General features: G+C 62.7%; 28 protein-coding genes. 13 read left to right on the top strand and 15 right to left on the bottom strand.

Going from position 1 to position 25,860, the window contains the following annotated elements; all coding sequences use genetic code 11:
- Positions 1–125: 125 nt before the first annotated feature.
- Positions 126–476 (bottom strand): arsenate reductase, encoded by a 351-nt coding sequence (locus tag GTW25_RS13575; RefSeq protein WP_252912675.1) that lies wholly within the window; start codon positions 474–476, stop codon positions 126–128.
- A gap of 129 nt (positions 477–605) precedes the next feature.
- Here GTW25_RS13575 and GTW25_RS13570 point away from each other — a divergent pair, with 129 nt between their 5' ends.
- The 3 genes from GTW25_RS13570 to bioB all read left to right on the top strand — a co-directional run bounded on the left by GTW25_RS13570 (position 606) and on the right by bioB (position 2,927).
- Entirely contained in the window at positions 606–1,217 is a 612-nt protein-coding gene (locus GTW25_RS13570) for a GntR family transcriptional regulator (protein ID WP_252912674.1), read from the top strand.
- Between the two features lie 151 nt (positions 1,218–1,368).
- Complete coding sequence (locus GTW25_RS13565) at positions 1,369–1,944, top strand: biotin transporter BioY (RefSeq protein WP_252912673.1); 576 nt, start codon at positions 1,369–1,371, stop codon at positions 1,942–1,944.
- Positions 1,941–2,927 (top strand): biotin synthase BioB, encoded by a 987-nt coding sequence (gene bioB / locus GTW25_RS13560; RefSeq protein ID WP_252912672.1) that lies wholly within the window; start codon positions 1,941–1,943, stop codon positions 2,925–2,927. The genes GTW25_RS13565 and bioB overlap by 4 nt, the downstream gene beginning before the upstream one ends.
- Before the next feature lie 15 nt (positions 2,928–2,942).
- On the opposite strand, the gene GTW25_RS13555 is transcribed toward bioB, so the two are convergent.
- Positions 2,943–3,905, bottom strand: coding sequence for a LysR family transcriptional regulator (locus GTW25_RS13555; protein ID WP_252912671.1), 963 nt, complete (start codon positions 3,903–3,905; stop codon positions 2,943–2,945).
- Between the two features lie 203 nt (positions 3,906–4,108).
- On the opposite strand from GTW25_RS13555, the gene GTW25_RS13550 reads away from it, so the two are divergent.
- The 3 genes from GTW25_RS13550 to GTW25_RS13540 are packed head-to-tail and all read left to right on the top strand — an operon-like array spanning position 4,109 to position 5,638.
- The gene (locus tag GTW25_RS13550) at positions 4,109–4,888 is read left to right on the top strand and encodes a penicillin-binding transpeptidase domain-containing protein (protein ID WP_252912670.1); all 780 of its coding nucleotides are present in this window, start codon (positions 4,109–4,111) and stop codon (positions 4,886–4,888) included.
- A 49-nt stretch (positions 4,889–4,937) separates the two neighbouring features.
- Positions 4,938–5,177, top strand: a complete 240-nt coding sequence (locus GTW25_RS13545; RefSeq protein ID WP_252912669.1) for a DNA alkylation repair protein — start codon at positions 4,938–4,940, stop codon at positions 5,175–5,177.
- Entirely contained in the window at positions 5,174–5,638 is a 465-nt protein-coding gene (locus GTW25_RS13540; RefSeq protein ID WP_252912668.1) for a DNA alkylation repair protein, read from the top strand. Before GTW25_RS13545 ends, GTW25_RS13540 begins: the two co-directional genes overlap by 4 nt.
- A 54-nt stretch (positions 5,639–5,692) precedes the next feature.
- On the opposite strand, the gene guaA is transcribed toward GTW25_RS13540, so the two are convergent.
- Entirely contained in the window at positions 5,693–7,255 is a 1,563-nt protein-coding gene (gene guaA / locus GTW25_RS13535) for a glutamine-hydrolyzing GMP synthase (protein ID WP_252912667.1), read from the bottom strand.
- A gap of 96 nt (positions 7,256–7,351) precedes the next feature.
- Here guaA and GTW25_RS13530 point away from each other — a divergent pair, with 96 nt between their 5' ends.
- The gene (locus GTW25_RS13530) at positions 7,352–7,792 is read left to right on the top strand and encodes a DUF4345 domain-containing protein (protein ID WP_252912666.1); all 441 of its coding nucleotides are present in this window, start codon (positions 7,352–7,354) and stop codon (positions 7,790–7,792) included.
- Here the strand turns inward: GTW25_RS13530 and GTW25_RS13525 are convergent.
- The 6 genes from GTW25_RS13525 to katG all read right to left on the bottom strand — a co-directional run bounded on the left by GTW25_RS13525 (position 7,767) and on the right by katG (position 13,490).
- A complete protein-coding gene (locus GTW25_RS13525; protein ID WP_252912665.1) occupies positions 7,767–8,414 on the bottom strand; it encodes a 5'-methylthioadenosine/S-adenosylhomocysteine nucleosidase in 648 nt (215 codons plus the stop codon). The two genes, GTW25_RS13530 and GTW25_RS13525, sit on opposite strands and share 26 nt — an antisense overlap.
- Positions 8,411–8,869, bottom strand: coding sequence for a PaaI family thioesterase (locus tag GTW25_RS13520; protein WP_252912664.1), 459 nt, complete (start codon positions 8,867–8,869; stop codon positions 8,411–8,413). Before GTW25_RS13520 ends, GTW25_RS13525 begins: the two co-directional genes overlap by 4 nt.
- 64 nt (positions 8,870–8,933) lie before the next feature.
- Positions 8,934–9,284 (bottom strand): cupin domain-containing protein, encoded by a 351-nt coding sequence (locus GTW25_RS13515; protein ID WP_252912663.1) that lies wholly within the window; start codon positions 9,282–9,284, stop codon positions 8,934–8,936.
- 11 nt (positions 9,285–9,295) lie between these two features.
- A complete protein-coding gene (locus tag GTW25_RS13510) occupies positions 9,296–9,748 on the bottom strand; it encodes a TspO/MBR family protein (protein ID WP_252912662.1) in 453 nt (150 codons plus the stop codon).
- 60 nt (positions 9,749–9,808) lie between these two features.
- Complete coding sequence (locus GTW25_RS13505) at positions 9,809–11,098, bottom strand: RsmB/NOP family class I SAM-dependent RNA methyltransferase (RefSeq protein WP_252912661.1); 1,290 nt, start codon at positions 11,096–11,098, stop codon at positions 9,809–9,811.
- Between the two features lie 172 nt (positions 11,099–11,270).
- The gene (katG, locus tag GTW25_RS13500) at positions 11,271–13,490 is read right to left on the bottom strand and encodes a catalase/peroxidase HPI (RefSeq protein WP_252912660.1); all 2,220 of its coding nucleotides are present in this window, start codon (positions 13,488–13,490) and stop codon (positions 11,271–11,273) included.
- 123 nt (positions 13,491–13,613) lie between these two features.
- On the opposite strand from katG, the gene GTW25_RS13495 reads away from it, so the two are divergent.
- Positions 13,614–14,516 carry a hydrogen peroxide-inducible genes activator gene (locus GTW25_RS13495; protein WP_252912659.1) on the top strand — a complete coding sequence of 301 codons (903 nt, stop codon included), beginning with the start codon at positions 13,614–13,616 and terminating at the stop codon, positions 14,514–14,516.
- Here the strand turns inward: GTW25_RS13495 and GTW25_RS13490 are convergent.
- Positions 14,500–14,910 carry an MAPEG family protein gene (locus GTW25_RS13490; protein WP_252912658.1) on the bottom strand — a complete coding sequence of 137 codons (411 nt, stop codon included), beginning with the start codon at positions 14,908–14,910 and terminating at the stop codon, positions 14,500–14,502. The two genes, GTW25_RS13495 and GTW25_RS13490, sit on opposite strands and share 17 nt — an antisense overlap.
- 109 nt (positions 14,911–15,019) lie before the next feature.
- Between GTW25_RS13490 and GTW25_RS13485 the strand changes: the two genes are divergently transcribed.
- Both GTW25_RS13485 and GTW25_RS13480 read left to right on the top strand, forming a co-directional pair.
- The gene (locus tag GTW25_RS13485) at positions 15,020–15,469 is read left to right on the top strand and encodes an Rrf2 family transcriptional regulator (RefSeq protein WP_252912657.1); all 450 of its coding nucleotides are present in this window, start codon (positions 15,020–15,022) and stop codon (positions 15,467–15,469) included.
- A complete protein-coding gene (locus GTW25_RS13480) occupies positions 15,450–16,373 on the top strand; it encodes an NAD(P)/FAD-dependent oxidoreductase (protein ID WP_252912656.1) in 924 nt (307 codons plus the stop codon). Before GTW25_RS13485 ends, GTW25_RS13480 begins: the two co-directional genes overlap by 20 nt.
- 4 nt (positions 16,374–16,377) lie before the next feature.
- Here GTW25_RS13480 and guaB read toward each other — a convergent pair whose 3' ends face one another.
- A complete protein-coding gene (gene guaB / locus GTW25_RS13475) occupies positions 16,378–17,880 on the bottom strand; it encodes an IMP dehydrogenase (protein ID WP_252912655.1) in 1,503 nt (500 codons plus the stop codon).
- 148 nt (positions 17,881–18,028) lie between these two features.
- Here guaB and GTW25_RS13470 point away from each other — a divergent pair, with 148 nt between their 5' ends.
- Positions 18,029–18,568 carry a heme NO-binding domain-containing protein gene (locus tag GTW25_RS13470; protein ID WP_252912654.1) on the top strand — a complete coding sequence of 180 codons (540 nt, stop codon included), beginning with the start codon at positions 18,029–18,031 and terminating at the stop codon, positions 18,566–18,568.
- Positions 18,556–20,577: an EAL domain-containing protein gene (locus GTW25_RS13465; protein WP_252912653.1), complete on the top strand. Its 2,022-nt coding sequence runs from the start codon at positions 18,556–18,558 to the stop codon at positions 20,575–20,577. The genes GTW25_RS13470 and GTW25_RS13465 overlap by 13 nt, the downstream gene beginning before the upstream one ends.
- Here GTW25_RS13465 and GTW25_RS13460 read toward each other — a convergent pair.
- Together GTW25_RS13460 and GTW25_RS13455 are read right to left on the bottom strand one after the other, a co-directional pair.
- Positions 20,550–21,038: a CAP domain-containing protein gene (locus GTW25_RS13460; RefSeq protein WP_252912652.1), complete on the bottom strand. Its 489-nt coding sequence runs from the start codon at positions 21,036–21,038 to the stop codon at positions 20,550–20,552. The two genes, GTW25_RS13465 and GTW25_RS13460, sit on opposite strands and share 28 nt — an antisense overlap.
- 77 nt (positions 21,039–21,115) lie before the next feature.
- Positions 21,116–22,099, bottom strand: coding sequence for an MBL fold metallo-hydrolase (locus GTW25_RS13455; protein ID WP_252912651.1), 984 nt, complete (start codon positions 22,097–22,099; stop codon positions 21,116–21,118).
- A 182-nt stretch (positions 22,100–22,281) separates the two neighbouring features.
- Here GTW25_RS13455 and GTW25_RS13450 point away from each other — a divergent pair, with 182 nt between their 5' ends.
- Entirely contained in the window at positions 22,282–23,697 is a 1,416-nt protein-coding gene (locus GTW25_RS13450; protein WP_252912650.1) for an MFS transporter, read from the top strand.
- Here GTW25_RS13450 and GTW25_RS13445 read toward each other — a convergent pair.
- Positions 23,673–24,416, bottom strand: coding sequence for an RlmE family RNA methyltransferase (locus GTW25_RS13445; RefSeq protein WP_252912649.1), 744 nt, complete (start codon positions 24,414–24,416; stop codon positions 23,673–23,675). The two genes, GTW25_RS13450 and GTW25_RS13445, sit on opposite strands and share 25 nt — an antisense overlap.
- Positions 24,413–25,771 carry a Ppx/GppA phosphatase family protein gene (locus GTW25_RS13440; RefSeq protein ID WP_252912648.1) on the bottom strand — a complete coding sequence of 453 codons (1,359 nt, stop codon included), beginning with the start codon at positions 25,769–25,771 and terminating at the stop codon, positions 24,413–24,415. The genes GTW25_RS13445 and GTW25_RS13440 overlap by 4 nt, the downstream gene beginning before the upstream one ends.
- Between the last annotated feature and the right edge of the window lie 89 nt (positions 25,772–25,860).

Genomic DNA, 25,860 nt, shown 5'->3' with positions numbered 1-25,860 from the left:
GCGAGTGCCAAACGAAGGGGATTCGGATTTATCGCGTGCATCGCGGCGAGATTAGCGGCGAGCACGGTTCGCGCAATGGGCCACCATGGAGCATCGCGGCCTGCAGAAGCAAATGTCCGGACGGCTCAACGGGCAAAAAGCGTCGCATAGCGCTCGGGCTTGAACCCGATTTCGAAACCGGAGCCGGTATCGAGCACCGGCCGTTTGATCATCGTGGGCTCGCCGATCATCAGATCGATGGCGCTGGTTTCGTCAAGGCCGTCCCGCTTGGAATCGGGCAAGGCGCGGAACGTCCGGCTCGACTTGTTGAGCACTTTTTCCCAGCCCGCCACCTTGCACCACCGCCACACCGTATCCGCGTCGATGCCCCCTACCCGATAATCATGAAAGCTGTAGGCAACGCCATTGGCGTCAAGCCAGGCAAACGCCTTCTTCATCGTGTCGCAGTTGCGGATGCCATAGATCGTAACGCTCATGCCTGCCTCTACCTTATTCACGTCAGCGCGCAAAACAGGATGCTTTCTCGCCCAAGCCAAGCAAGATTTCCATGCCGATCTCGACGATCAGGCTCGACGTTCATGCGCGTCATGAATTATCTATAAATCATGACGACAGCCAAATCAGACACCATAGCCTCGCAAATCAGCAAGACACTCGCCCACCGCATCATCGCCGGCGAGATCGAGGCGGGCGCGAAGCTGCGGCAGGACCACATCGCCGAAGAGTTCGGCGCAAGCCATGTCCCGGTGCGCGAAGCGTTTCGCCGGCTGGAGGCTCAGGGGTTGGTCGTCAGCGAGCCGCGTCGGGGCGTGCGTGTCGCAGGCTTCAGTCTCGAAGAGGTTCGGGAAGTGGCGGAGATGCGCGCCGCGCTCGAAGCGCTGGCGCTGCGCAATGCCGTGCCGCATCTGACCAAAGCCATTCTCGATCAGGCCGAGGAAGCGAACCGGGCGGGAGATCGCGCGGGCGACGTTCAGGCGTGGGAAGACGCCAATCGCACCTTCCACCGGATCATCCTGACGCCGTGTGGGATGCCGCGGCTGCTCAACGCCATCGACGACCTTCACACGGCCAGCGCCCGGTTCCTGTTCTCCGGCTGGCGGGCCGAATGGGAAGCCCCGACGGACCGGGATCATCGTGCAATCCTCGACGCCCTGAGGGCTGGACAGGCTGAAATGGCGGCCTCCGTGCTGGCGCGGCACGTCCAGACCATCGGTTAAAAAAAAGCCGAAATAGGCGGACTGAATTCGTCTCAACCTTCGACCAGAAGCAGCTTTGTCCGCCTGGCGCTTGCCATGATGATATTTTTGTGAACTCATTTAGCGATAGATTCTTTTAATTATCTATAATTTTTGCTGAAGGAAAAACGTCATGAGCCATATCGATACGAGGCCCGCTGAAAACCGATTTGTGCCCACGGCGCAGACGGTACTGATCGTCGTCGCCGGCACGGCACTGATGACCCTTGCCGCCAAGGTCCAGATTCCGTTCTGGCCGGTTCCGATGACGCTGCACACGATGGCAGTCATGACCTTCGCCGTGGCGTTCGGTCCGCGCATTGCCGTCTCGATCTTTCTTGCCTATCTCGCGGCAGGTGCCGTGGGCCTTCCCGTCTTCTCCGGCTCCCCGGAACGCGGCATCGGCCTGGTCTATATGGTCGGCCCGACCGGCGGCTATCTGCTCGGCTATCTCATCGCCTCATGGATGGTCGGCACGCTGGCGGCAGGCAGAGGCACGTTCGGCCGCGTCGGCGCGATGCTCGCCGGAATGGTGCCGATATATGCGATCGGCATGGCGTGGCTGGCGGCCTATGTTCCGGCCGGCCAGCTTCTTGCTGTCGGCGTCCTGCCCTTCCTGCTGGGCGATCTGGTCAAGATCGGTGTGGTAGCGGCGGTCGGCATGGTGCTGCCGGCATCTTTTGCCCGCCTTCGGGGTAAGGGCGAATGATTGCGGCGGATGGAACGATCCGGCACGACTGGACGATCGACCAGATCGTTGCCGTCCACGATCTGCCTTTTCTGGAACTGGTCGGGCGCGCCAATGCGGTTCATCGCCAGCATCACGATCCGAACAAGGTGCAGAAGGCCAGCCTCTTGTCCATCAAGACCGGTGGATGCCCGGAGAACTGCGCCTACTGTCCGCAATCGGCCCATCACCGCGAGGTCGACCTGACCCGCGACCGGCTGATGGAACCTGCAAAGGTGATCGCCATGGCGGCAATCGCCAAAGCGGCAGGCGCGGAACGCTTCTGCATGGGAGCGGCGTGGCGGCAGGTCCGCGACGGCCACGAGTTCGATGCGGTGATCGAGATGGTCGAGGGCGTTCGCTCGCTGGGCATGGAAGCTTGCGTCACGCTCGGCATGCTGAAAGCCCATCAAGCCGAACGCCTTGCGGCCGCCGGGCTTACGGCCTACAATCACAACCTCGATACCAGCCCGGAATTCTACGGGCGGATCATTACGACCCGCACCTACGAGGACCGGCTGGACACGCTCGCCACCGTGCGCGCCTTCGGCATTGACCTTTGCTGCGGCGGCATCATCGGCATGGGCGAGACGATCCGCGACCGGGCATCGATGCTGCACGTCCTCGCGGGGATGGACCCGCACCCCGAAAGCGTGCCGGTCAATGCTCTCGTTCCCGTCGAAGGCACGCCGCTGGCGAAGCGACCGCGCATCGATCCGCTGGACCTGGTGCGCATGGTGGCGACGGCACGTCTGGTCATGCCGGCTTCGACGGTGCGCCTGTCCGCCGGCCGCTCCGCGCTTAACCGCGAGGCGCAGATCCTGTGTCTCGTAGCCGGAGCCAATTCCGTCTTTTACGGCGATACGCTGCTCACCACGCCCAATGCCGGGATCGGCGAAGATGCAGAACTCTTCGCCGCGATCGGTGAACCGGAACGCACCTGTACGCCGGCATCTGCCGCTTGAGCTCCACCAGCCGACTTATGTGGAAGCCGTGCCGTCGGGAGATTCGGACAGGCTCGGCACGTCCGCCGCAACCTCATCGATTTGCTGACGCAGCCAGCGTCCTTCGGGAGAAGCGTGAAACCGGGTCGACATTTCAATCGATAGCGGCATCCTTGTCGTCGGTGAAATGCGAATGAGGCTCAGGCTCTCAAAGCGCCTCAGAAGGGCGAGCGCCGTTCGATCCGGCATGGCCGCCACGAAACCGGTCGTTTGCAGAATGTCGCCCAGAGCGGAGTATCCGGGCAATTCGACTGCGATCGCCCGCTGGCGTCCCGCCCGCGACAGTTTGATATCTAGGTAGTTCTGCGTCCGTGGCCAGGGAACCGAATAGACCTGCTGTATATCGACGAGGTCGTCCAGCGTAACGCTCCGGTTCGTCGGCAAAGGCCCGTCCGGGCCTTGCAACACGACGAGTTCGTCCTCCCAGAGCGTCGCAATGAGGAGCCCTTCCTTCGAGGGCGTGTGACCGCCGACCGACAAGACCACATCAGCTTCGCCGGAAAGAAGATCGGCCTCGTAGCTGCGCCGCTGGAGGCCACGCACCGACAGCGTCCAGAGGGGTGCCTTCTCGGCGAGACGGCCCATGAGGGGTGGAAGAAGCGAAAGCTCGAGCGCGCCGGGAAGAACGAGCGTCACGTCGCGGCGCGTCGACGCCGGATCGAACGCGATTCGATCGGCCTCCAGACCTGCCCCCAGCGCATGATCAATATCGACAAGAAGCGGGCGCAGCCGGATCAGCGTCGCTCGACAGCGCGGGGTGGGAACGAGTTCACCCTTCGTCCGGATGAACAAGGGATCCTGGAGAGCATGTCGAAGCCGCCCCAGAGCATGACTGACGGCTGACGGCGTAATCCGCAGACGCATGGCAGCGCGCTGGACACTCCGCTCCTCGCCCACAATCGCCAGTGTCTTCAAGAGGTTGAGATCGAAGCGCATCATGTCCATCGAGAAACTGAACACGATTCACGCTGGACTGAAAAGCGATCATTTGATTCAGCGTTGCGGATTGCGCTAAAGACCTCGTTACGCACGCGTTTCTTCAACGATTAGAGTGCCTTATGTCGTCAAATTTTTCTGTATGCTCCGGTTTGACATTTCTGCCGCTGGTTGCCGCTTTGTCTTTAACGGCGACAACGCTGCCAGTGAGCGCTGAAACACGGGACATCGCAATCGACCGCTATCAGGCGGAAACTGCCGATTTGTCCGTTTCATTTCTTGCGCGGGATTTGTCGACCGGCACCGAATACGTTCTGGAAGGCAGCGATCTTAAGACCCGACACGTCCCGTTCTCGACCTTCAAAATCCCAAATCTGGTTCTCGCACTGGAAACGGGCGTCGCGTCTTCTCTCGGCGCCTGGCGGGAATGGGATGCCATGCAACGCCCTGCTGCCAGCTACTGGCCGGAAGAATGGCGGGAAAGCCAGGATTTGGGCACCGCCTTTGCCCGCTCGTCGGTATGGTATTTTCAGGATCTGGCCCTGGAAATCGGCGGCCCCGTCTATCGCGAGCGTCTTGCCGAATGGCGTTATGGCAACGGCGAAGCGTCCGACGGGTCGGACGATTTCTGGCTGACGGGCGAGTTGCAGATTTCGGTCAAGGAGCAGGTCGATTTCCTCGATTCCCTGATCTCCGGGCGACTGGACGTTGCAACCTCATCTCTTGCGGCACTGGCTGCCGCCAGCGACAGCGGCGCGGTCGACGACACGATCCTTCATGGCAAGAGCGGTTCCGGGCCAGATGATCCCGAAAACACGGGCGGGTCCTTCTCGGGCTGGTATGCGGGATATCTGAGCCGCAAAGACGACGCTCCTGTCGTCTTCGCGCTGCACGTTGCCGGACCCTCGTTCGGGTCGATCCGCAATTTCCGCAAGGACTTTGCCATCCGTCTTTTGCGCGATGTCCGTCTGACGAGCGATCAATGATCGCTCGACTATATAGTGGCCCGGCAACCGACCTCATGGAGCGTTGAGCGTGTCCAATCTTCTTTGCGCCGAGGCCTTCCTCGAAGCTCTTCGTGACATCAGCGATCCCGGACGGATCGCCGATGTATCAAGCTTCTTTGCCGATGGTCCCGAAAACTCGGCCTTCATGGGTGTCGGCATCGGCAAAATATTTCCGGTAGCGAAGACATTCGCCGCCATGCCCTTGCCCGAGATCGAACGCCTTCTCGACCATCCCCATTATGAGGTGCGCATGGAGCAGTCGCCATGATGGACCTTCAGGCCCGCTCCGGGAAAACCGACAAGGCCACCCGAAAAGCCTTGTTCGACCTCTATCTTCGCAGGCACGATCGCATCAACAACTGGGATCTCGTCGACCGGGCAGCGCCTCATGTCGTCGACGGATGGCTGGCCGACAAGCAAAGGGACGTTCTTTATGAACTTGCTGTCTCGGATGATCCCTGGCAGCGCAGGACCGCAATCGTTTCCACCTGGTACTTCATTCGACAGGGAGATACGGCCGATACATCCCGCATCTGCACACTGCTCGTTGATGAGCCTCATAACTATGTGCGAAAGGCCATCGGATCATGGCTTCGCACGGCAGGCAAAGCGAACCCGGATGGATTGATCACGTTCCTCGACGCGCACGCCGACCGACTGCCCCGTGTCAGCCTTCGGATGGCGACGGAGAAATTGCCAAAGACGGCCAGGGAAAAGTATCTGAAATAGGCCGGTCTCGTCGGCACCGGCCACAAAAACACAGCGCCTAATTAACGGCCTGAATCATTCCCACTCGATCGTTCCCGGCGGTTTGCTCGTCACGTCGTAGACGACGCGGTTGACGCCTTTGACCTCGTTGATGATGCGGGTTGCCGCGCGGCCGAGGAATTCCATGTCGTAGTGGTAGAAATCAGCCGTCATGCCGTCGACGGAGGTCACGGCGCGCAGGGCGCAGACGAATTCGTAGGTGCGGCCGTCGCCCATGACGCCGACAGTCTGGACCGGCAGGAGGACGGCGAAGGCTTGCCAGATCGCGTCGTAGAGGCCGGCCTTGCGGATTTCGTCCAGATAGATCGCGTCGGCCTCGCGCAGGATTTCCAGCTTTTCGCGCGTTATGCCGCCGGGGCAGCGGATCGCGAGGCCGGGACCGGGGAACGGATGGCGGCCGATGAAATGCTCCGGCAGGCCGAGTTCCTTGCCGAGCACGCGCACTTCATCCTTGAACAGTTCGCGCAGCGGCTCGACCAGCTTCATGTTCATGCGTTCGGGCAGGCCGCCGACATTGTGGTGCGACTTGATGGTGACGGAAGGGCCGCCAGTGAAGGAGACGCTTTCGATCACGTCAGGGTAAAGCGTGCCTTGTGCAAGGAAATCCGCACCGCCCAGTTTCTTGGCCTCTTCCTCGAAGACCTCGATGAACAGGCGGCCGATCGTCTTGCGCTTCTTTTCGGGATCGCTCTCGCCTTCCAGCGCGCCGATGAAGCGGTCCTGCGCGTTTACGAGAATCAGCGGCAAATTGTAATGCTCGCGGAACATGGCGACGACGTCGGCCGCCTCGTTCTTGCGCATCAGGCCGTGGTCGACGAGGATGCAGGTCAACTGATCGCCGACCGCCTCGTGGATCAGAAGCGCGGCCACGGAAGAATCGACGCCTCCCGACAGCGCGCAGATGACCTTGCCGTCGCCGACCTGATCGCGGATCGCCTGCACGGCCTGCTCGCGATAGGCGGCCATCGTCCAGTCACCGGCAAGGCCCGCGATCTTGTGGACGAAGTTCGTCAGAAGCTTCGCGCCGTCCGGCGTGTGGACGACTTCGGGGTGGAACTGCACGGCATAAAAGCGGCGCTTGTCGTCGGCGATTGCCGCGAAGGGTGCGCCGGTCGAGGTGCCGACGACGCGGAAACCCTCGGGGATGGCGGTGACGCGGTCGCCATGGCTCATCCAGACCTGATGACGCGTGCCCTTGGCCCAGACGCCGTCGAACAGCGCGCAATCATCCTCGATATCGAGGAAGGCGCGGCCGAATTCGCGGTGATGCCCCGCCTCGACCTTGCCGCCGAGCTGGTCGCACATGGTTTGTTCGCCATAGCAGATGCCGAGCACGGGAATGCCCGCCTCGAACACGATCTGCGGCGCGCGCGGGCTGCCCATCTCGGTTGTGGAGGCCGGGCTGCCGGACAGGATCACGGCTTTCGGCGCGATGCGGCCGAACGCCTCTTCGGCAAGCTGGAAGGGAACGATCTCGGAATAGACGCCAGCCTCGCGCACGCGGCGCGCGATGAGCTGCGTGACTTGGGAGCCGAAATCGATGATGAGGACGGTGTCGGGATGGGCTTCGCTTGTCATGACGAGCGTTTAAAGAAAAGGCCGACGCGGCGCAATGGGGTGTCTTGCCACTTTACCGCTTCTCGCGCACCTTATTCCCGCAAGGTGGAGGTGGCCATGCAAGGATCGTCGCGTCAGCCCGTCGTCAGGGCTCTTCTTGGCCTCACCGGCCTCGTAGCGCTGACGACGGGAGCCAATGTCGGCTTCGGCGGCATCGCCACCCTCGGCCTCGAAGGGCCGCGCGATTTCGTCCAGATCACCGACCCTGCCAGCTTCGCGGTGCATGACAGCCACGTCCGATATCTCGGCGGCCTGTGGTTCGCGATCGGGCTGCTGTTCATCGCATCGACGGCCTGGCTCGATCGCCTGCGACAGGCGGTTCTGGCGGCGCTTGCGTTCATGGTGATCGGCGGATTGTCGCGGCTGTCCGCGCCCGACCTCAGCGTTCTGGCCGACCCGCTGGTCGGCATGCCCTTCGCGGCCGAGATGATCCTGATACCGTTCCTGTTCTGGCGGGTGCGCGCCAGTATGGCTAGGGCGTCAGAAGACCGCCTATGATTGCCGCTTCCAGTTTTTCGATGGCCTCGGCAAGCCGCTCGTCGACGATATCGAGGTAATCGGTCCAGTCGGACAAGCCGGTGAGTTCGCTTCGTCCGTCCGAAATGCCGCGCAAGGCAACGAGCGGCACATCGAAGCTTTGACAGGCGCGCAGGATCGCGAAAGTTTCCATATCGACCATGTCGGCGTCGATCGCGTCATAAGCCGTGCCCGAGACGAATTTCGCGCCGGTCGACAGGCGCGCGGATGCAATTCCGGGAACCGCCAATGGCAACGCGATTTCGGCCGGGAGGTCGAGATAGGGTGTTATGCCCTTGGCGAAACCCAGCACTGAGGCGTCCATATCGCGGTAGGACACCGAGCTTGCCTGATAGACGGCGGCATGATCGAGCGTGCGCGAGCCGGCGGAGCCCAGCGACACGACGATATGCGGCGCGCGGCCGTTCGCGGCAAGCCGGGCAAGTGCCGATGCAGTTCCAACCGCCGCCTCGACCGGGCCGACGCCGACGATCAGCGGCGTGAAGAGACGTTTGAGATGCGCGCCATATTCCGCAGGAGCGGCCATCAGGAAAAGGATCCGGTGGTCGCCGACCAGTTTTTCCGAGATCGGTGTGCCAATCATCCGCGAATGCCCTCGCGGCCCGCGACGACCATGATCGTCGCGGTCATCGTCGCCACCAGCTTGGGATTGGTGTCGCCATCGAGCGCATAAGCCTGTCCGTCGGCGACGATGATGGTGCGGCCGGGCTTGGTCACGGACCCGCGAAACAGGAAACGCTCGCCCTTGCCCGGCGACAGAAGATTGACCTTGAATTCGATGGTCAGCACCGCCGCATCGGCAGGCATCAGCGAATAGGCGGCATAACCGCAGGCCGAATCGAGCGCCGTCGAGATGACGCCGGCATGAAGATAGCCGTGCTGCTGGGTAAGCGACGTCTTGTAGTCCAACTCGATCTCGACGATGCCGGGTGTCACGCTGGTCAGTTCCGCGCCCAGCGTGTCCATGACCTCCTGGCGGTCGAAACTGGCGCGCACGCGCTCCTCGTAATCGCCATCGGGCTTGAAAAGATCGTTCATCGTCCACCTTCTGCTGTCTCGCGTTTATTGCAAAGCAGCATGAAGGTGGCAATCTGTGGGCGCGTCAGCCCTCGATGTCGGCCTTGAACTCCTGCACGATGCGGCCATTGGAATGAATGCAGGTGGCTTTGAGCCGAACATTGCCGGAGCTCTTGAAGCCGTGCCAGATTCCCGCCTCGACCATCACGACGTCGCCCGGCTCCGCGATGATCTCCTCTTCATCGACGAGAAATCGTGCCGTCCCTTCGTGGATCACCCAGAGCTCCGGATATGGATGGCGGTGAAGGTCCGGCCCCTTGCCGCTCTCCGTGTCGAGCAGGAAAAGCGAGATCGGCGCGCCGTGCTCGCCGCCTTCGAAAAGCGCGGTACCGCCGGGCGAGCGCTCCTGATCGTTTCGCTTCAGAATTATCGGCATGTCGTGTTCCCTCAGTTCAGAAACCAGATCGAGGCGTTGAGAAGCGTCGCGAAGGCGACCCACGCGAGATAGGGGATGAACAGAACCGCGGAAATGCGGTCGCGATCCCACGCTATGCGGATGAACACGATGATGGTGACCAGCAACGCCAGAATGACGAGCAGCGCAAGACCGATCGAATTGAGCGTAAAGAAGACCGGTGACCAGAGAAAATTCAGGCCGAGTTGCACCCACCAGGCGGTCATCGCCCCGCGCGTCGACCGCTCGCGCCAGATGCGCCAGCCGGCAACCGCGATCAGCACGTAGAGAATCGTCCAGACCGGCGCGAATATCCAGTTGGGCGGATTGAAGGGTGGCTTGGCGAGCGACTGATACCACTCGCCGGGCACGTTGTTGACGCCGATCAGCGAGCCGCCGACGACGACGAGAAGGACGAACAGGGCAAGGGTGAGAAAGCGCGACATGTCAGGCTCCGATAAGACACCGGGAATCTGGCGCGCTTTGCCGTGGCGTCAATGTTCCGGTCAGCTCGTCTTTTTCAACAGGGCGACGAAGAAACCGTCGGTGCTGGTCAGGCGCGGCGACAGAACCACGCCACGATCCTTTCGAATACGGGCGCGGCCGGCATGACCGGGAAAAACCGCGTGGAAATGCGCCTCGTGATCGACCGGCTCGAATGCCGGGTTCCGCGCCAGGAAATCGTCGATCCGCGCGCCGTTCTCCGCATCGAAGACGGAACAGGTCACGTAGACGACGCGGCCTCCGGGCTTCGCGAAACGGCTCGCCTTTTCAAGGATTTCACTTTGCTCGTTCGTGCGGGTTTCAAGCTGGCGGTCGGTCAGCCGCCATTTCGCGTCGGGCCGCCGACGCCATGTGCCTGAGCCCGTGCAGGGCGCGTCGATCAGCACGAGGTCCATCTGGCCTTCGAGGCCGGAAAGATTGGCCTCGCCGGCCACCACCTGCGCGTTGCGAACCCCTGCCCGCTTCAGGCGGTCGAAGATAGGTGCGAGCCGCGCCTTGTCGGAATCGTGGGCGAAGATCTGGCCCTTGTTTTCCATTGTGGCCGCCAAAGCCAGCGTCTTGCCGCCCGCGCCGGCGCAATAGTCGAGAACCTGCATGCCGGGCGTCGCCATGGCAAGTGACGCGGCCATCTGCGAGCCCTCGTCCTGCACCTCGAACCAGCCCTTCTGGAAGGCCGGCTCCACCTGCACGTTCGGGTGGCGGCCGGCGCCTTCGATGGGCGCGATGCGTAGACCGTGAAGCGCGATTTCGGTAGCCGCCGCGCCGGTCTGGTGCAATTCGGCTGCAACTCGGGCGTCGTCGGATTTCAACGTGTTGACGCGCATGTCGAGCGGCGGGCGCGCGGCAAGGCCAGCGGCCTCGTTGATCCACGCCTCTCCGAACGTTTCGCGCAGGAGTGGCTCGCACCAATCGGGACAATCGGCCTGAACGAGCGGCGGCGCATCTTCCAGTCGACGCGTTGTCAGCGCCTCGATTTCTTCGGCCGTGGGCGGCTGCGGCGCAAACCGGTCGCCTTCGACCGCTGAAACGATGTCGGCAACACTCATTCCCTGCTCAAGGACCAGCGCACCGAGCGCAATGCCGCGCGGCGTGTCGCTTCCCGCGAGCCAGCCGGCCGAGCGCTTGCGACGCAAGGCGTCGTAGACGATGTTTCCGATCGCAGCGCGGTCGCCGGCGCCGGCGAAGCGATGCGACAGGCCCCAGTCCTTCAGCGCTTCGGCCGCCGGCCTGTGGCGGGTTTCCATATCGGTCAAAACGTCGATGGCTGCTGCCAGCCTGCCGCCCAAGCGCATGTCATATCCTGTCGTCGGTTACCCGGATGAGCGCTTGCTAATGGCAGCGGCCGTCCCGCGCAACCCGAAAGGTGGCGTATTATGACGAAGGCCGGGCACTGATCGGCGTCAAATCATCGTCATCTGGCAGGCCGGGCATTGCCCGGCCTGCCATGTTCGAAAACGCTGCGCGTCAGGCGGCCTTGCGGCGGGCCTCTCCGAGATCGAAACGGTCGAGTTCCATGACCTTGACCCAGGCGGCGGCGAAGTCCTTTGCGAACTTTTCCTTTGCATCATTGCTGCCGTAGACTTCGGCGAAGGCGCGAAGCTGGGAATGGGAGCCGAAGATCAAATCGGCACGCGTCGCGGTCCAGCGCTTTTCGCCCGTCTTGCGGTCGAGCCCTTCGAAGATGCCATCCGAACCTTCGATCCCCTTCCACTTCGTGCCCATGTCGAGCAAATTGAGGAAGAAATCGTTGGTGAGCTTGCCCGGTCTGTCGGTCAGCACACCGTGTTCGGGGCTTCCGACGCCGAGGACGCGCAGGCCGCCGACGAGCACCGTCATCTCAGGCGCGGTCAGCAGGAGCAGTTGCGCGCGGTCGACCAGATGCTCCTCGACCGACATGATCGGATTGCGCACATAATTGCGGAAGCCATCGGCTTTCGGCTCCATGTAATCGAAGGATTCGACTTCCGTCTGTTCCTGGGACGCATCCATGCGGCCGGGCGTGAACGGCACCGAAATCGTATGCCCGGCGTCCTTCGCGGCTTTCTCGACGCCGACGGAGCCGGCCAGCACGATCAGATCGGCGAGCGAGATCTTCTTGCCGCCGGTCTGCGAGGCATTGAACTCGTCCCTGATCTTCTCAAGAGCCGTCAGAACCTTTGCCAGTTCGGCAGGGTTGTTGACGTCCCAGTCCTTTTGCGGCGCAAGACGAACGCGTGCACCATTGGCGCCGCCGCGCTTGTCGGATTCGCGGAACGTCGACGCCGACGCCCAAGCCGTCGAGGTCAGTTCCGAGACACTCAGGCCGCTATCGGCGATCTTCACCTTCAATGCCGCAACGTCCGTGTTGTCCACCAGCGGATGATCGACCTCGGGGATCGGGTCCTGCCAGATCAGCGGTTCCTTCGGCACGAGCTTGCCACGATAAAGCTTCAACGGCCCCATGTCGCGATGGGTGAGCTTGTACCAGGCCTTTGCGAACGCCTCGGCGAATTCCTGCGGATTGGCATGGAAACGGCGCGCGATCCTGTCGTATTCCGGGTCCGTGCGCAGCGCCATGTCGGCGGTCGTCATCATCGGCGCGTGCTTCTTCTGGCCGTCATGCGCGTCAGGCACGGTATCGTCGCCGGTCGTGCCGACCGGCTTCCACTGGTTCGCGCCGGCCGGGCTCTTGGTCAGTTCCCACTCATGGCCGTAAAGCGTGTCGAAGAACGCCATGTCCCATGTGATCGGCGTCGGCGTCCACGCGCCCTCGATGCCGCTGGTGATCGTATGGCCGGCCATGCCGCTTTCGAACGTCGATGCCCAGCCAAGGCCCTGATGCTCGATCTCCGCGCCTTCCGGCTCGAAGCCGACATGATCGGCGGGACCGGCACCATGCGCCTTGCCGAAGGTGTGGCCGCCGGCGACCAGCGCGACGGTCTCCTCGTCGTTCATCGCCATGCGGCCGAACGTCTCGCGGATGTCGCGGGCCGATTTCATCGGGTCCGGGTTGCCGTCCGGGCCTTCCGGATTGACGTAGATCAGGCCCATCTGGACCGCGCCGAGATTGCCGTGGAGTTCACGGTCGCCCGAATAGCGGCTGTTCTCATGAGAACTGTCGGCGAGCCACTTGTCTTCCGCGCCCCAGTTGACGTGGTTTTCCGGCTCCCAGGTGTCGGCGCGGCCACCGCCAAATCCGTAGGTCTTGAAGCCCATAGATTCCAGCGCGACGTTGCCGGTCAGGATCATCAGATCGGCCCACGACAATGCGCGGCCGTATTTCTGCTTGATCGGCCACAGAAGGCGGCGCGCCTTGTCGAGATTGCCGTTGTCCGGCCACGAGTTGAGCGGCGCGAAGCGCTGCTGCCCGCGCCCGCCGCCGCCGCGCCCGTCACCGACGCGGTAGGTGCCGGCGCTGTGCCAGGCCATGCGGATGAAGAACGGGCCGTAATGACCGTAGTCGGCCGGCCACCATTCCTGCGAATCCGTCATCAGCGCCGTGAGGTCGGCGACCACGGCGTCGATATCGAGATTCTCGAATTCCTTGACGTAATCGAACGCCTCGCCCATCGGATTGGCTTCGGCGTTGTTCTGGTGAAGCACGCTCACATTGAGCTGGTTTGGCCACCAGTCGCGATTCTGGCGGCCACGGGAATGCGTGACAGGGCATTTGCCTGCACCATTTTCCTCAACCTTCGCATCCATGTCTTTTCTCCCTGGCGGTTTGCTTGGTGGCCCGCGCTTTAGCGCGGGCGATCAGGATGGACATATTCAACCACGACCATAATTTCAAATTGCGATTTCTAAGAATAGCGATAGATTTTGATTATGATAAAACTCACCATTCGCCAGATGGAATATTTCGCCGCGCTCGCCGAAACGCTGCATTTCGGCCGTGCCGCGCAGCTTGCCGGGGTGACGCAGCCGGCGCTTTCCGCGCAGATCGCCGAGATGGAGGAAAAGCTTGGCATGCGCCTGTTCGAACGCGGGCGGCGCGGCGTGACCTTGTCCGACGACGCGCAGATTCTGCTGCCGCGCATCGAGCGCGTGCTTGGCGACATGCGCGACATCGAAGGATTTGCGCGACGCGAGCGGGCGGCCATGTCCGGACGCTTGCGGCTCGGCGTCATCCCGACCGTCGCGCCCTATCTCCTGCCCGCGATCCTTCCCGCGCTTGGACAGCGCTTTCCCGACCTGTCGCTGGAATTGAGGGAATCGGTGACCGCGACGCTGGTGGAAGAAACGCTTGCCGGCCGGCTCGACGCGTTCATCGCCGCGCTGCCGCTCGATGAGAAGCGGTTGGCGAGCGAACCCATGATGGATGATTGCTTCGTGCTCGCCGTTCCCGAACACGACCCCGATTTCATCGAACCGCCGGTCGCGCCGGAAAGTCCGGAACTCGAGCGACTGATCCTGCTGGAGGAAGGACATTGCCTGCGCGATCAGGCATTGGCGATCTGCGGTTCGGTCAAACCCGTCGCAATGACCAATTTCGGCGCGACGAGCCTGACGACCCTGTTGCAGATGGTCGCCCACGGCCAGGGGCTGACGCTGGTGCCGGATATGGCGCTGCCTGCATCGCGCACCTTGCCCGGCGTGAAATTCGTGCCGTTCGCCGATCCCGTCCCGTCGCGCCTGATCGGCATGGTCTGGCGCAAACACGCCACGCGCGAAGGCGAGTTCCGGGAACTCGCCGCGACGATCGGGGAACTGACTAGAGAATCGCGATAGCCAGCCACACCCACAAGATGCCGAGAATCAGGAACCCCGCGGAAAAAGCTGGCTGGCGGTAGCGAATCCGGTTCGATGTCATATGAATAAAGGCGTGGATATAGCGCGAGGCGACGAACAGCCACGAAAGAACCACGGCTACGACATCCACAGCCTGGACCGCGTAAAGCGCCAGACACACGACGTGGAAAAGCACCGGCAGTTCGAACTGGTTCGCCAGATTGTTGCGCACGAACAGGCTCTCGGGCGGCTCCTTCGTGTTCTCGCGAAATTGCGAAACGGTCGTGGACCCGGCCTGAACCGCCGCCTTGCGCCGAAAGAACATCAGAAAATAAATGCCGAAGACCAGCACCGCATGCGCGATCATCGGCCAGAAAATGGCGACCTGATTCATGGGAGAACTCCGTTTCCACGCCGCAAACTGACAGGCGGCGCGAAAAAGCGAAAGCCCGTTCACGCGCAGCGCCCTTGACATTCGCCTTTCTCGTAACTTTATTTGTTTCATGAAACTGGATACGCGACTTTCCTCCGTGCTGCACCTCGTCCTTCATATGGCCGATGCCGGCAGCCCCCTGACGTCCGAAACCATGGCTGCGATGCTGGGCACCAATCCTGTCGTCGTGAGACGCACCATGTCGGGCCTGCGCGAAGCCGGCCTCGTCAGGTCGGAAAAGGGTCATGGCGGCGGCTGGCTGCTGGAGCGCTCTTTGAACGAGATCACGCTCGCCGACATCCACGCCGCGCTCGGCCATCCGGCGCTGCTCGCTTTCGGCAATCGAAACGACAATCCGCAATGTCTTGTCGAGCGGGCGGTCAACGCGCGCATGGCAACCGCGATGGAGGATGTGCAGAGCCTGGTTCTCCAGCGTCTTGCGGCGATCACGCTTGCGGACATCCGGTCCGACTTCGAAGACAAACTCAAGGATCATCATCATGCCCACCACCATTCATGACGTCGCCGTCATCGGCGGCAGCTATGCAGGCATATCGGCAGCGCTTCAGCTTGCCCGGGCGCGCAAATCCGTGCTCATCATCGATGCCGGCGCCCGGCGCAACCGCTTCGCCTCGCATTCGCACGGATTTCTCGGCCGCGACGGCGTGTCGCCCGCAGCCATAGCCGAGGAGGCGAAGGCGCAGCTTCTCGCCTACCCCGATGTCGTCTGGAAAGACGCGCGCGCGGTCGAGGCATCCGGCGAGATGGACGATTTCACCATCGGCGATTCCATGGGCGATATCTTTCGGGCGCGGCGGATCATCCTTGCCGGCGGTGTCGAGGATATTCTGCCGGAAATCGACGGACTTTCGGAGCAATGGGGCATCAATGCCTTCAGTTGCCCCTATTGCCACGGCTACGAAATGCAACGCGGTCGGCTGGCCGTTATCGCGACTGGCCTGATGTCGGCTCAAAAAGCGATCATGGTCAGCGAGTGGGGTGAGACGACGCTGTTTTCCAACGGGACGTTCAAACCTCAGGATGCCGATCGCGCCGAGTTTGCAAGGCGCAACATCGCGCTCCATTCATCGCTTATAAGGCGCGTTGCGGGCATGCCCGGTGCGCCTGTTCTCACTTTGGACGACGGTACGGAAGCGGCGTTCGACGGACTGTTCGTGACACCCGAATTTCGCCTGACCAACGACATTCACGCACAACTCGGCTGCACTGTCGATCCGACGGCGATCGGCGACATCATCAAGGTGGACGCAATGCAGGCGACCAATATCGCAGGCGTTTTCGCCTGCGGCGACGCCGCCAATCCGATGGCGACGATCGCTATGGCCGTCAGCCGCGGTGCCATGGCCGGCGTGGCCACGCACCGTTCGCTGATCATGTCAGCCGCCTCGGATAAGGCGGCGTGAGCGATCAGCTCATGCTGGGATAGTTGGGGCTTTCACGCGTGATGGCGACGTCATGCGTGTGGCTCTCGCGCCAGCCGGCATTCGAGATGCGCACGAAGGTCGCGCGCTCGCGCAGTTCAGCAAGGTTCGGTGCGCCGACATAGCCCATCGCAGCTTTGAGGCCGCCGACGAGCTGGTGCAGCACGCCGCCGACCGGGCCCTTGTAGGGCACCTGTCCTTCGATGCCTTCCGGCACAAGCTTGAGCGTATCGCGCACTTCCGCCTGGAAGTAGCGATCGGCCGAGCCGCGCGCCATCGCGCCGACCGACCCCATGCCGCGATAGGCTTTGAACGAGCGGCCTTGATGCAGATAGACCTCGCCGGGACTTTCTTCGGTGCCGGCCAGAAGCGAGCCGACCATCGCCGCGCATGCGCCGGCCGCCAGTGCCTTGGCGAGATCGCCGGAGAACTTGATGCCGCCATCGGCGATGACGCCAAGGCCGGCCTTGTCGGCTTCCTCCGCCGCCGCCATGATCGCGGAAAGCTGCGGAACACCAACGCCCGCCACGATGCGGGTGGTGCAGATCGAGCCCGGCCCGATGCCGATCTTGACCGAATCCGCGCCCGCATCGATGAGCGCCTTCGTTGCCTCCGCGGTCGCGACGTTGCCGGCCATGATGCGAACCGAGTTGGACAGCTTCTTTGCGCGCAGGACGGCGTCGAGGACGCGCTGCGAATGGCCGTGCGCGGTATCGATGACGAGCAGATCGACGCCGGCGTCGATCAGGCGCTCGGCACGCTCGAAGCCGTCGTCACCAACGCTGGTGGCGGCAGCGACGCGCAAGCGGCCTTGCGAATCCTTCGCCGCGTTCGGGTTGAGCTGGCTCTTCTCGATGTCCTTGACGGTGATGAGACCGACGCAGCGGCCTTCCCCGTCAACCACGAGCAGCTTTTCGATCCGGTGCTGGTGAAGAAGGCGCTTGGCTTCTTCCTGATCGACCGTTTCCTTCACGGTGATGAGGTTCTGATGCGTCATCAGTTCGCGCACCGTCTGGGCTGGATCGGAGGCGAACCGTACGTCGCGGTTGGTGAGGATGCCGACGAGTTCACCGGTGCGATGGCCGCCCGTTCCGCCATTGGCGACGACGGGAATGCCGGAGATGCCATGCGCGCGCATCAGCGCCTGCGCATCGCCGAGCGTCGCGTCAGGCCCGATCGTCACAGGGTTGACGACCATCCCGCTCTCGAATTTCTTGACCTGACGGACTTCCTCGGCCTGTTCGGCAGGCGAAAAATTGCGATGGACGACGCCGATGCCGCCGGCCTGCGCCATGGCGATGGCGAGCCGCGAATCCGTTACGGTGTCCATGGCAGCCGACAGGATCGGGATGTTCAGATCGATATCGCGTGCGATGCGTGTCGAGACATCCGTCTGGCCGGGCATCACATTCGAGTGACCGGGCTGAAGCAGCACGTCGTCAAAGGTCAGCGCGATCGCGCCGGTTGCGGATTCGATGATTTTCGCCATTGCCATTCCTCGGCCGGAAACTGGGGTTGGCGCCGGCTGGTACCATGCCCGTTCCCGCTTGGGAAGCGCTGCACCGCACAAACTCGCGATTAATGGATTCGTCAAGACTCGCCGCTAGCGTCGCGACATTATCAAGCGGGGGCTTTTCATGAAGGGTGTCGTTTTCAACCTCCTCGAGGAGGCCGTGGTGCGCACGTTCGGCAACGAGACATGGGACGACCTGCTCGACGATGCAAATGTGACCGGCGCCTATACTTCGCTCGGCAATTATTCGGATGACGAGATCGTCGCGCTGGTCGGCGCGGCAGCGGCGAAGCTGGGCAAATCCAACGGCGAAGTCCTGCAATGGTTCGGCGAGGAAGCGATGCCGATCCTCAAGGAGCGCTATCCCACGCTGTTCGAAAACCATCAGTCGGCGCGCAATTTCATCCTGTCGATAAACAGCATCATCCATCCCGAAGTGCGCAAGCTCTATTCGGGCGCGAATTGCCCGTTCTTCCACTTCAAGGAAGGCGACGGCAACACGATTACCATGGGCTACGAATCTTCCCGTCAGATGTGCGACCTCGCCCACGGCTTCGTGAAGGGCGCCGCGAACATCTTTTGCGAAGAAGTGACGATCGAACACCAATCATGCATGAATCACGGCGCCGACCGGTGCCTCATGGAAATCAAATGGGCCCACTAGCATCCGGCGCCCTGCCCGCCGATCCGGTTACCGAACTCAATTTGCGCATCCTGAAGCTGGAAAACCGCCTGCAACGCGAGCGGTCCGCAAGGTTGCAGGCAGAAGAGATCGCCGAGCGCGGCCTTCGCGATCTTTATGAGCGTCAAAGGCAGCTCGAACTTCTCGAAGCGATCACGGCGAAAGCGAATACGGAGCGGATGGCCGGCGAAACCTTCTCCTTCGCAATCGACGCCGTTTGCCGACATACCGGCTGGCCGTTCGGCACCGTCCACCTCATGGACGATACCGACGGGCGTCTGAAGCCCAGCGGCATGTGGCACGCGGCCGACGCGGAAAAGCTGAAGCCCTTCATCGAACGGACCCAGGCGACGCGTTTCGCCAGCGGCGAAGGTTTGCCCGGACGCGTCCTTGCAAAGGGGTCGGCGGTCTGGATCGACAATGTCGCGCTCGATCCCACCCTGCCTCGCTGCCATGTCGCGGCGGCGTGCGGCCTTCACGCGGCGTTCGCGTTTCCGATCCTCGTCGGCCCGGCTGTGTGCGCCGTGATGGAATTCTTCCATCGCGATCCGCAGGACATCGATGAGCAGCTTCTCAAGGTCATGGCGCAGATCGGCACCCAGCTCGGCCGCGTCATCGAACGCCAGCGCGCTGAAGAAAAGCTGATCCACGACGCGACCCACGATCCATTGACCGGTCTGCCGAACCGCCTGCTTTTCAGCGACCGGCTCGAACGCGCCGTCGCCATGAAAAGCCGGCGGTCCGGTAGCGACTATGCGGTTCTCTTCATCGATCTCGACCGGTTCAAGCTGGTCAACGACAGTCTCGGACACGGCGCCGGCGACACGCTGCTGATCGAGATCGCCGAACGTTTCTCGACCGTTTTGGAGCATGCGGGCGACGACGATATGCTTGCCACGCTCGCACGGCTCGGCGGCGACGAATTCACGGTGCTTCTGGAAGGCGTGGTGGACACGGGCAAGGCGGTCGAATTTGCCGGCAGGCTGCTGCAAGCCCTGTCGCGCCCGATCGACGTCGGTGGCCAGAATATCTACGCGTCGGCCTCGATCGGCGTGGCCGCGCATACCGACGATTATTCGCACGTCGCCGACGTCATGCGCGACGCGGACCTTGCGATGTACCGGGCCAAATCCGCCGGGCGTTCGCGGGTCGAAGTGTTCGATCGCAGCCTGCACGAGATCGCGGCGGCAAGGCTGGCGCTCGAAAGCGACCTCAGGGACGCGCTCCACAACCGTGAATTCGTGCTTCACTACCAGCCGATCGTCACGCTGGAGGACGGTTCGATAACCGGGTTCGAGGCGCTTGTGCGCTGGAAACGGCCGGGCGTGGAAAACCTCGTTTCGCCCAACGAGTTCATCAGCCTTGCCGAGGACACCGGCCTCATCGTGTTCCTCGGGGACTGGATCATGCGCGAGGCGTTCGCAACGCTGGTCGCATGGCAAGAGCAAGGCAGCGCGACCGGCGAGATGACGGTCAGCGTCAACGTATCACCGCGCCAGTTCCATCAGCCGGACTTTTTGGAGAAGGTCCTCGCGGCGATCCGAGATACGGGTATCGCAAAGAGTTGCGTGCGCCTCGAAATCACCGAAAGCGTCCCTGTGGTCGATGCCGAGCGCACGATCGAAATCATCAAGGCGCTTCGGCATGTCGGCGTGCGGGTCAGCATCGACGATTTCGGAACGGGCTATTCGTCGCTGAGCTACCTGCACAATCTGCCGTGCGACGTCCTGAAGATCGACCGGTCGTTCGTCATGTCACTCGAGGAGCGAGAGGACGGGCACGAAATCGTCCGCACCATTCTCGACCTTGCCCGCAACATGGGCATGGACGTGGTGGCGGAGGGCACGGAAACGGCCGATCATGTCCGGATTCTCAAGGAACTCGGCTGCGGCTCGGCGCAGGGCTTCTTCTTTTCGCGCCCGATCGACGCGGATGCCGCTCGCGCGCTGCTCGACAGCCGGGTTCAGGCGGCCAGAACCATCGCCCAGTAACGCCGGGACGCATCCGCCGGGTCCGTCACATAGGCAAGCCCGAAGCGGCCGAAACGCGGGTCGAGCATGTTGCGCCGATGGCCCGGCGAATTCATCCACACCGACATGACGCGTGCGGTGTCGAACCGGCCGCGCGCAAGATTCTCGGCGGCCGCGCCATTGGTCGTCACGCGGCCCATACGGGCGGCAAAGTCCCTGCCCCGGCCGGTATCATGCGCCATGCGGCCGCTTTGGGCCATGTGGCCGGCCTGTTCGAGCGCTGCCGTTTCCAGTTCGCGGTCCGCCCGGATCGAGCCGAGCGCGTTGCTGCTTCTTATTTCGGAGAAGGCCGGCGCGGCGTCCCTCGTCATTCGCGCGCCGTCACCCACGAGGCGGCGCGTGCCGCAACCGACGAGCGGCGCGAGAAAAAGCGTGGCGCCTCCGAACAGAAAGAGGCGGCGGTCGATCGTCTTATCGGTCATGCAAGCTCACTGAGGCTGGAATCAGATGACGTCTTCCAGCCTCAATAGGGCAAAGCTTGGACCGCGCCGCAATTCATTCAGACATCGAACTGGTAGCTGGCCGGTACGAAGCGGTAGCCCTGGTCGACCGGTTCGATGAAGCCGACGCCGGGAAACGGCATGTGATAGCCGATGAAAGGGACGCGATCGGCCGCGATCATGTCGAAGACGCGCCTGCGCGTTGCGGTCGCAGCATCCTTGTCCATGTCGAACTGAACGTGCCAGTCGGGCCGCTGAAGCGAAGCGACGAAATGATTGGCCGTATCCGCCGTCAGCATCAGCCGCCTGTCGCCGCTTTCGACATGAAAGATCATATGGCCAGGCGTATGACCAAAGGCAGCCATCGCCGTAATGCCGGGAACGACTTCGCCGCCATCGTCGAGGAACGTCATGTCCTCGGCCAGCGGAACGACCTTTTCCTGCACGGCGCTGGCCGCGTCCGCCGTCTGCCCCTCAGCCCGTTCCGGCGCGGTCCAGAAATCATATTCGGCCTGTCCCGCCACATAGCGCGCATTCGCAAAGGCCGGCTCGCCGCCTTCCATCAGCCCACCGATGTGATCGCCGTGAAAATGCGTAAGCACCACGATGTCGATGTCGTCGGGCTGGTATCCCATCTGCTGCATACGCTCGCGCAACTGACCGAGCCCGTTCTGGCGTCCGCCCTCTCCCAATCCCGTGTCGAAGAGAATTCGCTCGGCTCCGGTGTCGACGATAACAGGCGTGAAGCCGTTCACGAACCTGTTCGGTGGCAGGAAGTTCTGCTCCATCAGTTCAGCGACCGCGCTCGCCTCCTGATCCTGACCGAAAATCGGATGCGGCCCGTCCGACGCACGGCCGCCATCCAGAATGCTCGTGATGCGGAAATCGCCAAGCGCGAAGGAATGGAAACCGGGATTGCCGGGTTCCGCGGTATTCGCGGTCTGGGCATGTGCAGCCCGCACCATGATTTGCGGTGTCGCAAGCGCCATCGCTCCGCCTCCTGCCAGCTTGAACATCGTTCTGCGGTCCGTTTGCCAGGCCATCATCCATCTCCTCTTCCGATCATGGTCAGGCAGATGGGCCAGTATGCCCAAGAGGCAAACAAGTTCACACGTTAGTGAAGTTGCCACGAAACCGTTCACATGTGCAATTGTCGCGCAATGCGGGTCCATGCTAGATCGCGGGCCATGCCCTTTCGCCACGCCTACCACCCCGGACATCGAGCGTGAATCGTACAATCCCGCTTATCCTGGCGGTCGCGCTGTTCATGGAGCAGATGGACTCGACCGTCATCGCTACGTCCCTGCCGGCGATCGCGGCCGATATCGGAACCAGCCCGATCACTCTGAAGCTGGCGCTCACCTCCTATTTCGTCGCGCTTGCGATCTTCATACCCGTATCGGGCTGGATGGCCGACCGGTTCGGCGCCAAGCGCGTCTTTCGCATTGCGATCGGCGTTTTCGTTATCGGCTCGATCTTCTGCGCGCTGTCCAATTCGCTGGGCGCGTTCATCCTGTCGCGGTTTCTGCAGGGCATGGGCGGGGCGATGATGACGCCCGTCGGCCGTCTCGTACTGGTGCGCGCGACGCGGCGCGACCAGCTCGTCTCGGCGATGGCGTGGCTCACGGTCCCGGCGCTGATCGGGCCGCTCGTGGGGCCGCCCATCGGCGGGTTCATTACAACCTATGTCAGTTGGCACTGGATTTTTCTGATCAACGTACCGATCGGCATTCTCGGCATCATCGTTTCCGGCCGCGTGCTGCCGGAGATGCCGGGCGGAGCCGCGGCTCCCATCGACTGGCGCGGTTTCGCGCTCGCGGCGGTCGCAGCGGCGGGCATCGTCTTCGGCCTTTCCGTAGTTTCCCTGCCAGCCCTGCCGCCCATGGTGGGCGTCTCCACGCTGATGCTCGGCATCGCGGCGGCCACGCTTTATGTGCGCCATGCGCGCTCCACGCTGTCGCCGATCCTCGATCTAAGGCTCTTCAACAATCAGGCTGCACGCGTCGCCATCATGTCCGGCTCGATCTTTCGCATCGGCGTCGGTGCCACGCCCTTTTTGCTGCCGCTGATGTTCCAGATCGCCTTCGGCCTCGACGCTTTCGAATCCGGGATGCTCACCTTCGCCAGCGCAATCGGCGCGATCTCGCTGAAATTCGTGGCGACCACCGCGCTGCGCGCATTCGGCTTCCGCTCCGTACTCATGCTCGCCTCCTTAAGCGGTGCGGCGCTGATCGCGGTGAATGGCTTCTTCACGCCTGCGACGTCCTATGGCGTCATCATCGGAACGCTGGTCTTCGCCGGTTTCTTTCGCTCACTGTTCTTCACCTCGAACAATGCGCTCGTCTTCGCCGAAATCGATGATTCGCAGGCAAGCCAGGCGACGGCCATCGCCGCCGTTTCGCAGCAGATCTCGATAGCGGTCGGCGTTTCGGCGGCAGGCCTTTTTCTGGAAGCCCATCACATCTGGACCGGCGAGCCGATCGGGCTCGAGGCGTTCTCCTTCGCGTTCTTCGCGGTCGGCGGACTGGCAGCGCTGGCGATCCTGCCGATTCTCGGACTTTCGAAGACGGCCGGGCGGGCCGTGTCGGGGCACGGGCTGCCCAAAGCGCCCAAGGATCACATACCGCCGCCGGAAGCCTGATCCTCATCTTTTGAAGCAGCGCGTCCCTTGAAGTCCTTGGCAAGAATGTAGAGTTCGACCGATTCCTCTCGAGAGGCCGGCGGCTTGATGTGCTGAACCGTGCGGAAATTGCGTTTCAAGAGATCGAGCAGGCTGTTTTCGGTACCGCCCTGAAAGGTCTTGGCAAGAAAATGGCCGCCCGGCTTCAGCACCGAGACGGCGAAATCGGCCGCGACCTCACACAGATGCATCGTGCGGATGTGGTCGGTGCGGCGATGACCGGTCGTGGGCGCGGCCATATCCGACAGGACGAGATCGGGCGCACCGCCCAAAGCCTCCATCAGCCGATCCGGCGCGGCATCGTCGAGGAAATCCATTTCGAGCAAGGTCGCGCCGGGAATCATGTCGACGTGCAGGTAGTCGATGCCGACGACCGTCGGCGCATCGAGCGGGGATTTCACCCGCGAAGCCGCGACCTGACACCAACCGCCGGGCGCCGCGCCCAGATCGAGGATACGCTGGCCCGGCTTCAGCAATTTGTGCTTGTCGTCGATCTCGATCAGCTTGTAGGCCGCGCGGGAGCGGTAGCCCTCCGCCTTCGAGCGATGAACATACGGATCGTTCAAATGGCGTTCGAGCCAGCGGCGGGACGAGTTCTTCAGCCCGCGCTTCTTCTTCACGCGCGTCTTCAGCGCGCGTGCCCCGGTTGGGCCGCTTCCGGGCTTTACGGGCTTCTTCATGCTGTCGGTCTCCGCTTGCGGGCACGCCGCCATACGCCGTCATCGGCCATCAGTTCGGAAAGCATGCCCTCGCGAAGGCCGCGATCGGCGACGCGAAGCCGCTTCGAGGGCCAAACGCGGCGGATTGCTTCCAGAATCGCGCATCCGCCCAGCACCAGATCGGCGCGATCGGCGCCGATGCACGGGTTGGCGACACGCTTTTCGAATTCCCAATCGATCAGGGTCCGGATCATCCGGTCCACCTCTTCATCCTGCAACCACAACCCGTCGACGCGGCGCCGGTCGTAGCGTTCGAGGCCAAGATGAATGCCGGCGAGCGTCGTCACCGTGCCGGACGTGCCGAGAAGGTGGAACCCGTCCTCGTTCAAGACATGGGAAAGACGGTCGCGTCCTTCGAATCGCGTCAGCATCTCGGCGACATCGTCGACCATGGCGTCGAAGATTTCGCGCGTCACATGCTGCCCGCCGAAGCGTTCGGCCAGCGAGACGACGCCGACCGGCAGCGATGTCCACGATACGATATGGTTGGCAAGGCGCGGCGTGCGGTGCCGCGACAGGTCGATCAGCGCGATTTCGGAAGAGCCGCCGCCGATATCGAAAAGCACGACGCCTTTGGTGTCGCGCTCGACCAGAGAACCGCAGCCGGAAACGGCAAGCCGCGCCTCCGTCTTGCGGTCGATGATCTCCAGCGCCAATCCGGTCTCGCGCTTGACCCGCGAGATGAATTCCGCACCGTTGGAAGCGGAGCGGCATGCCTCCGTCGCGATCAGCCGCACACGCCGCAAACGCCGGTTGCGCAGCTTTTCGGCACAGATCTTGAGCGCCTCCACGGCGCGGTCCATGGCGCCATCGGACAAACGACCGGACGCCGTCAGTCCCTCGCCCAGCCGCACGATGCGCGAGAACGCGTCGATCACGCGGAACTGGCCGTTTCGCCCCGGAATGGCGACGAGAAGGCGGCAATTGTTGGTTCCAAGATCGAGCGCTGCGTAAACGCCCTGATCTGCCGGATAGTCGCGGGTTTGCGCCGGCCGGTCGGCGTTCGCCGACGGAACGGGCCGGTCGGGCAGGGCAACCGGGGCCTCTGCCGGTTTCGACCCGGCATCACTTTCGTTCGACGGGGCGGGAACCAAGCCGTCACGCGCATAGACCTTGCGTCCACGCTTGCGCTTGCGCCTTTTTCGCGATTTGCCGGGATTGCCGGCCGCCTGCTGATCCGACTTGCCGTTCAAAAGGGGCCGCGACTGTGCATCTCGCCCGTCCGAAGACGAACGCGAATACTTCCCGCCGGCATTGCCGCGCGGCTCGCGTGCCCCGTCCGACGGCTTGTCATCGCCGTGCTCGGGGTCTTTCACATCATGTCCTTCAGCGCCGCGCCAAGCAGTAACGCCCCGGCAGCAGGCACCCAGTTTTTCAAGTTGGACAAAGTGTAGCAGCCTCGCGG

The organism is Aliihoeflea aestuarii (assembly GCF_024105665.1).
Classification (GTDB): Bacteria; Pseudomonadota; Alphaproteobacteria; order Rhizobiales; family Rhizobiaceae; genus Aliihoeflea; species Aliihoeflea aestuarii.
This window is presented reverse-complemented; position numbering and strand designations above follow the sequence as displayed.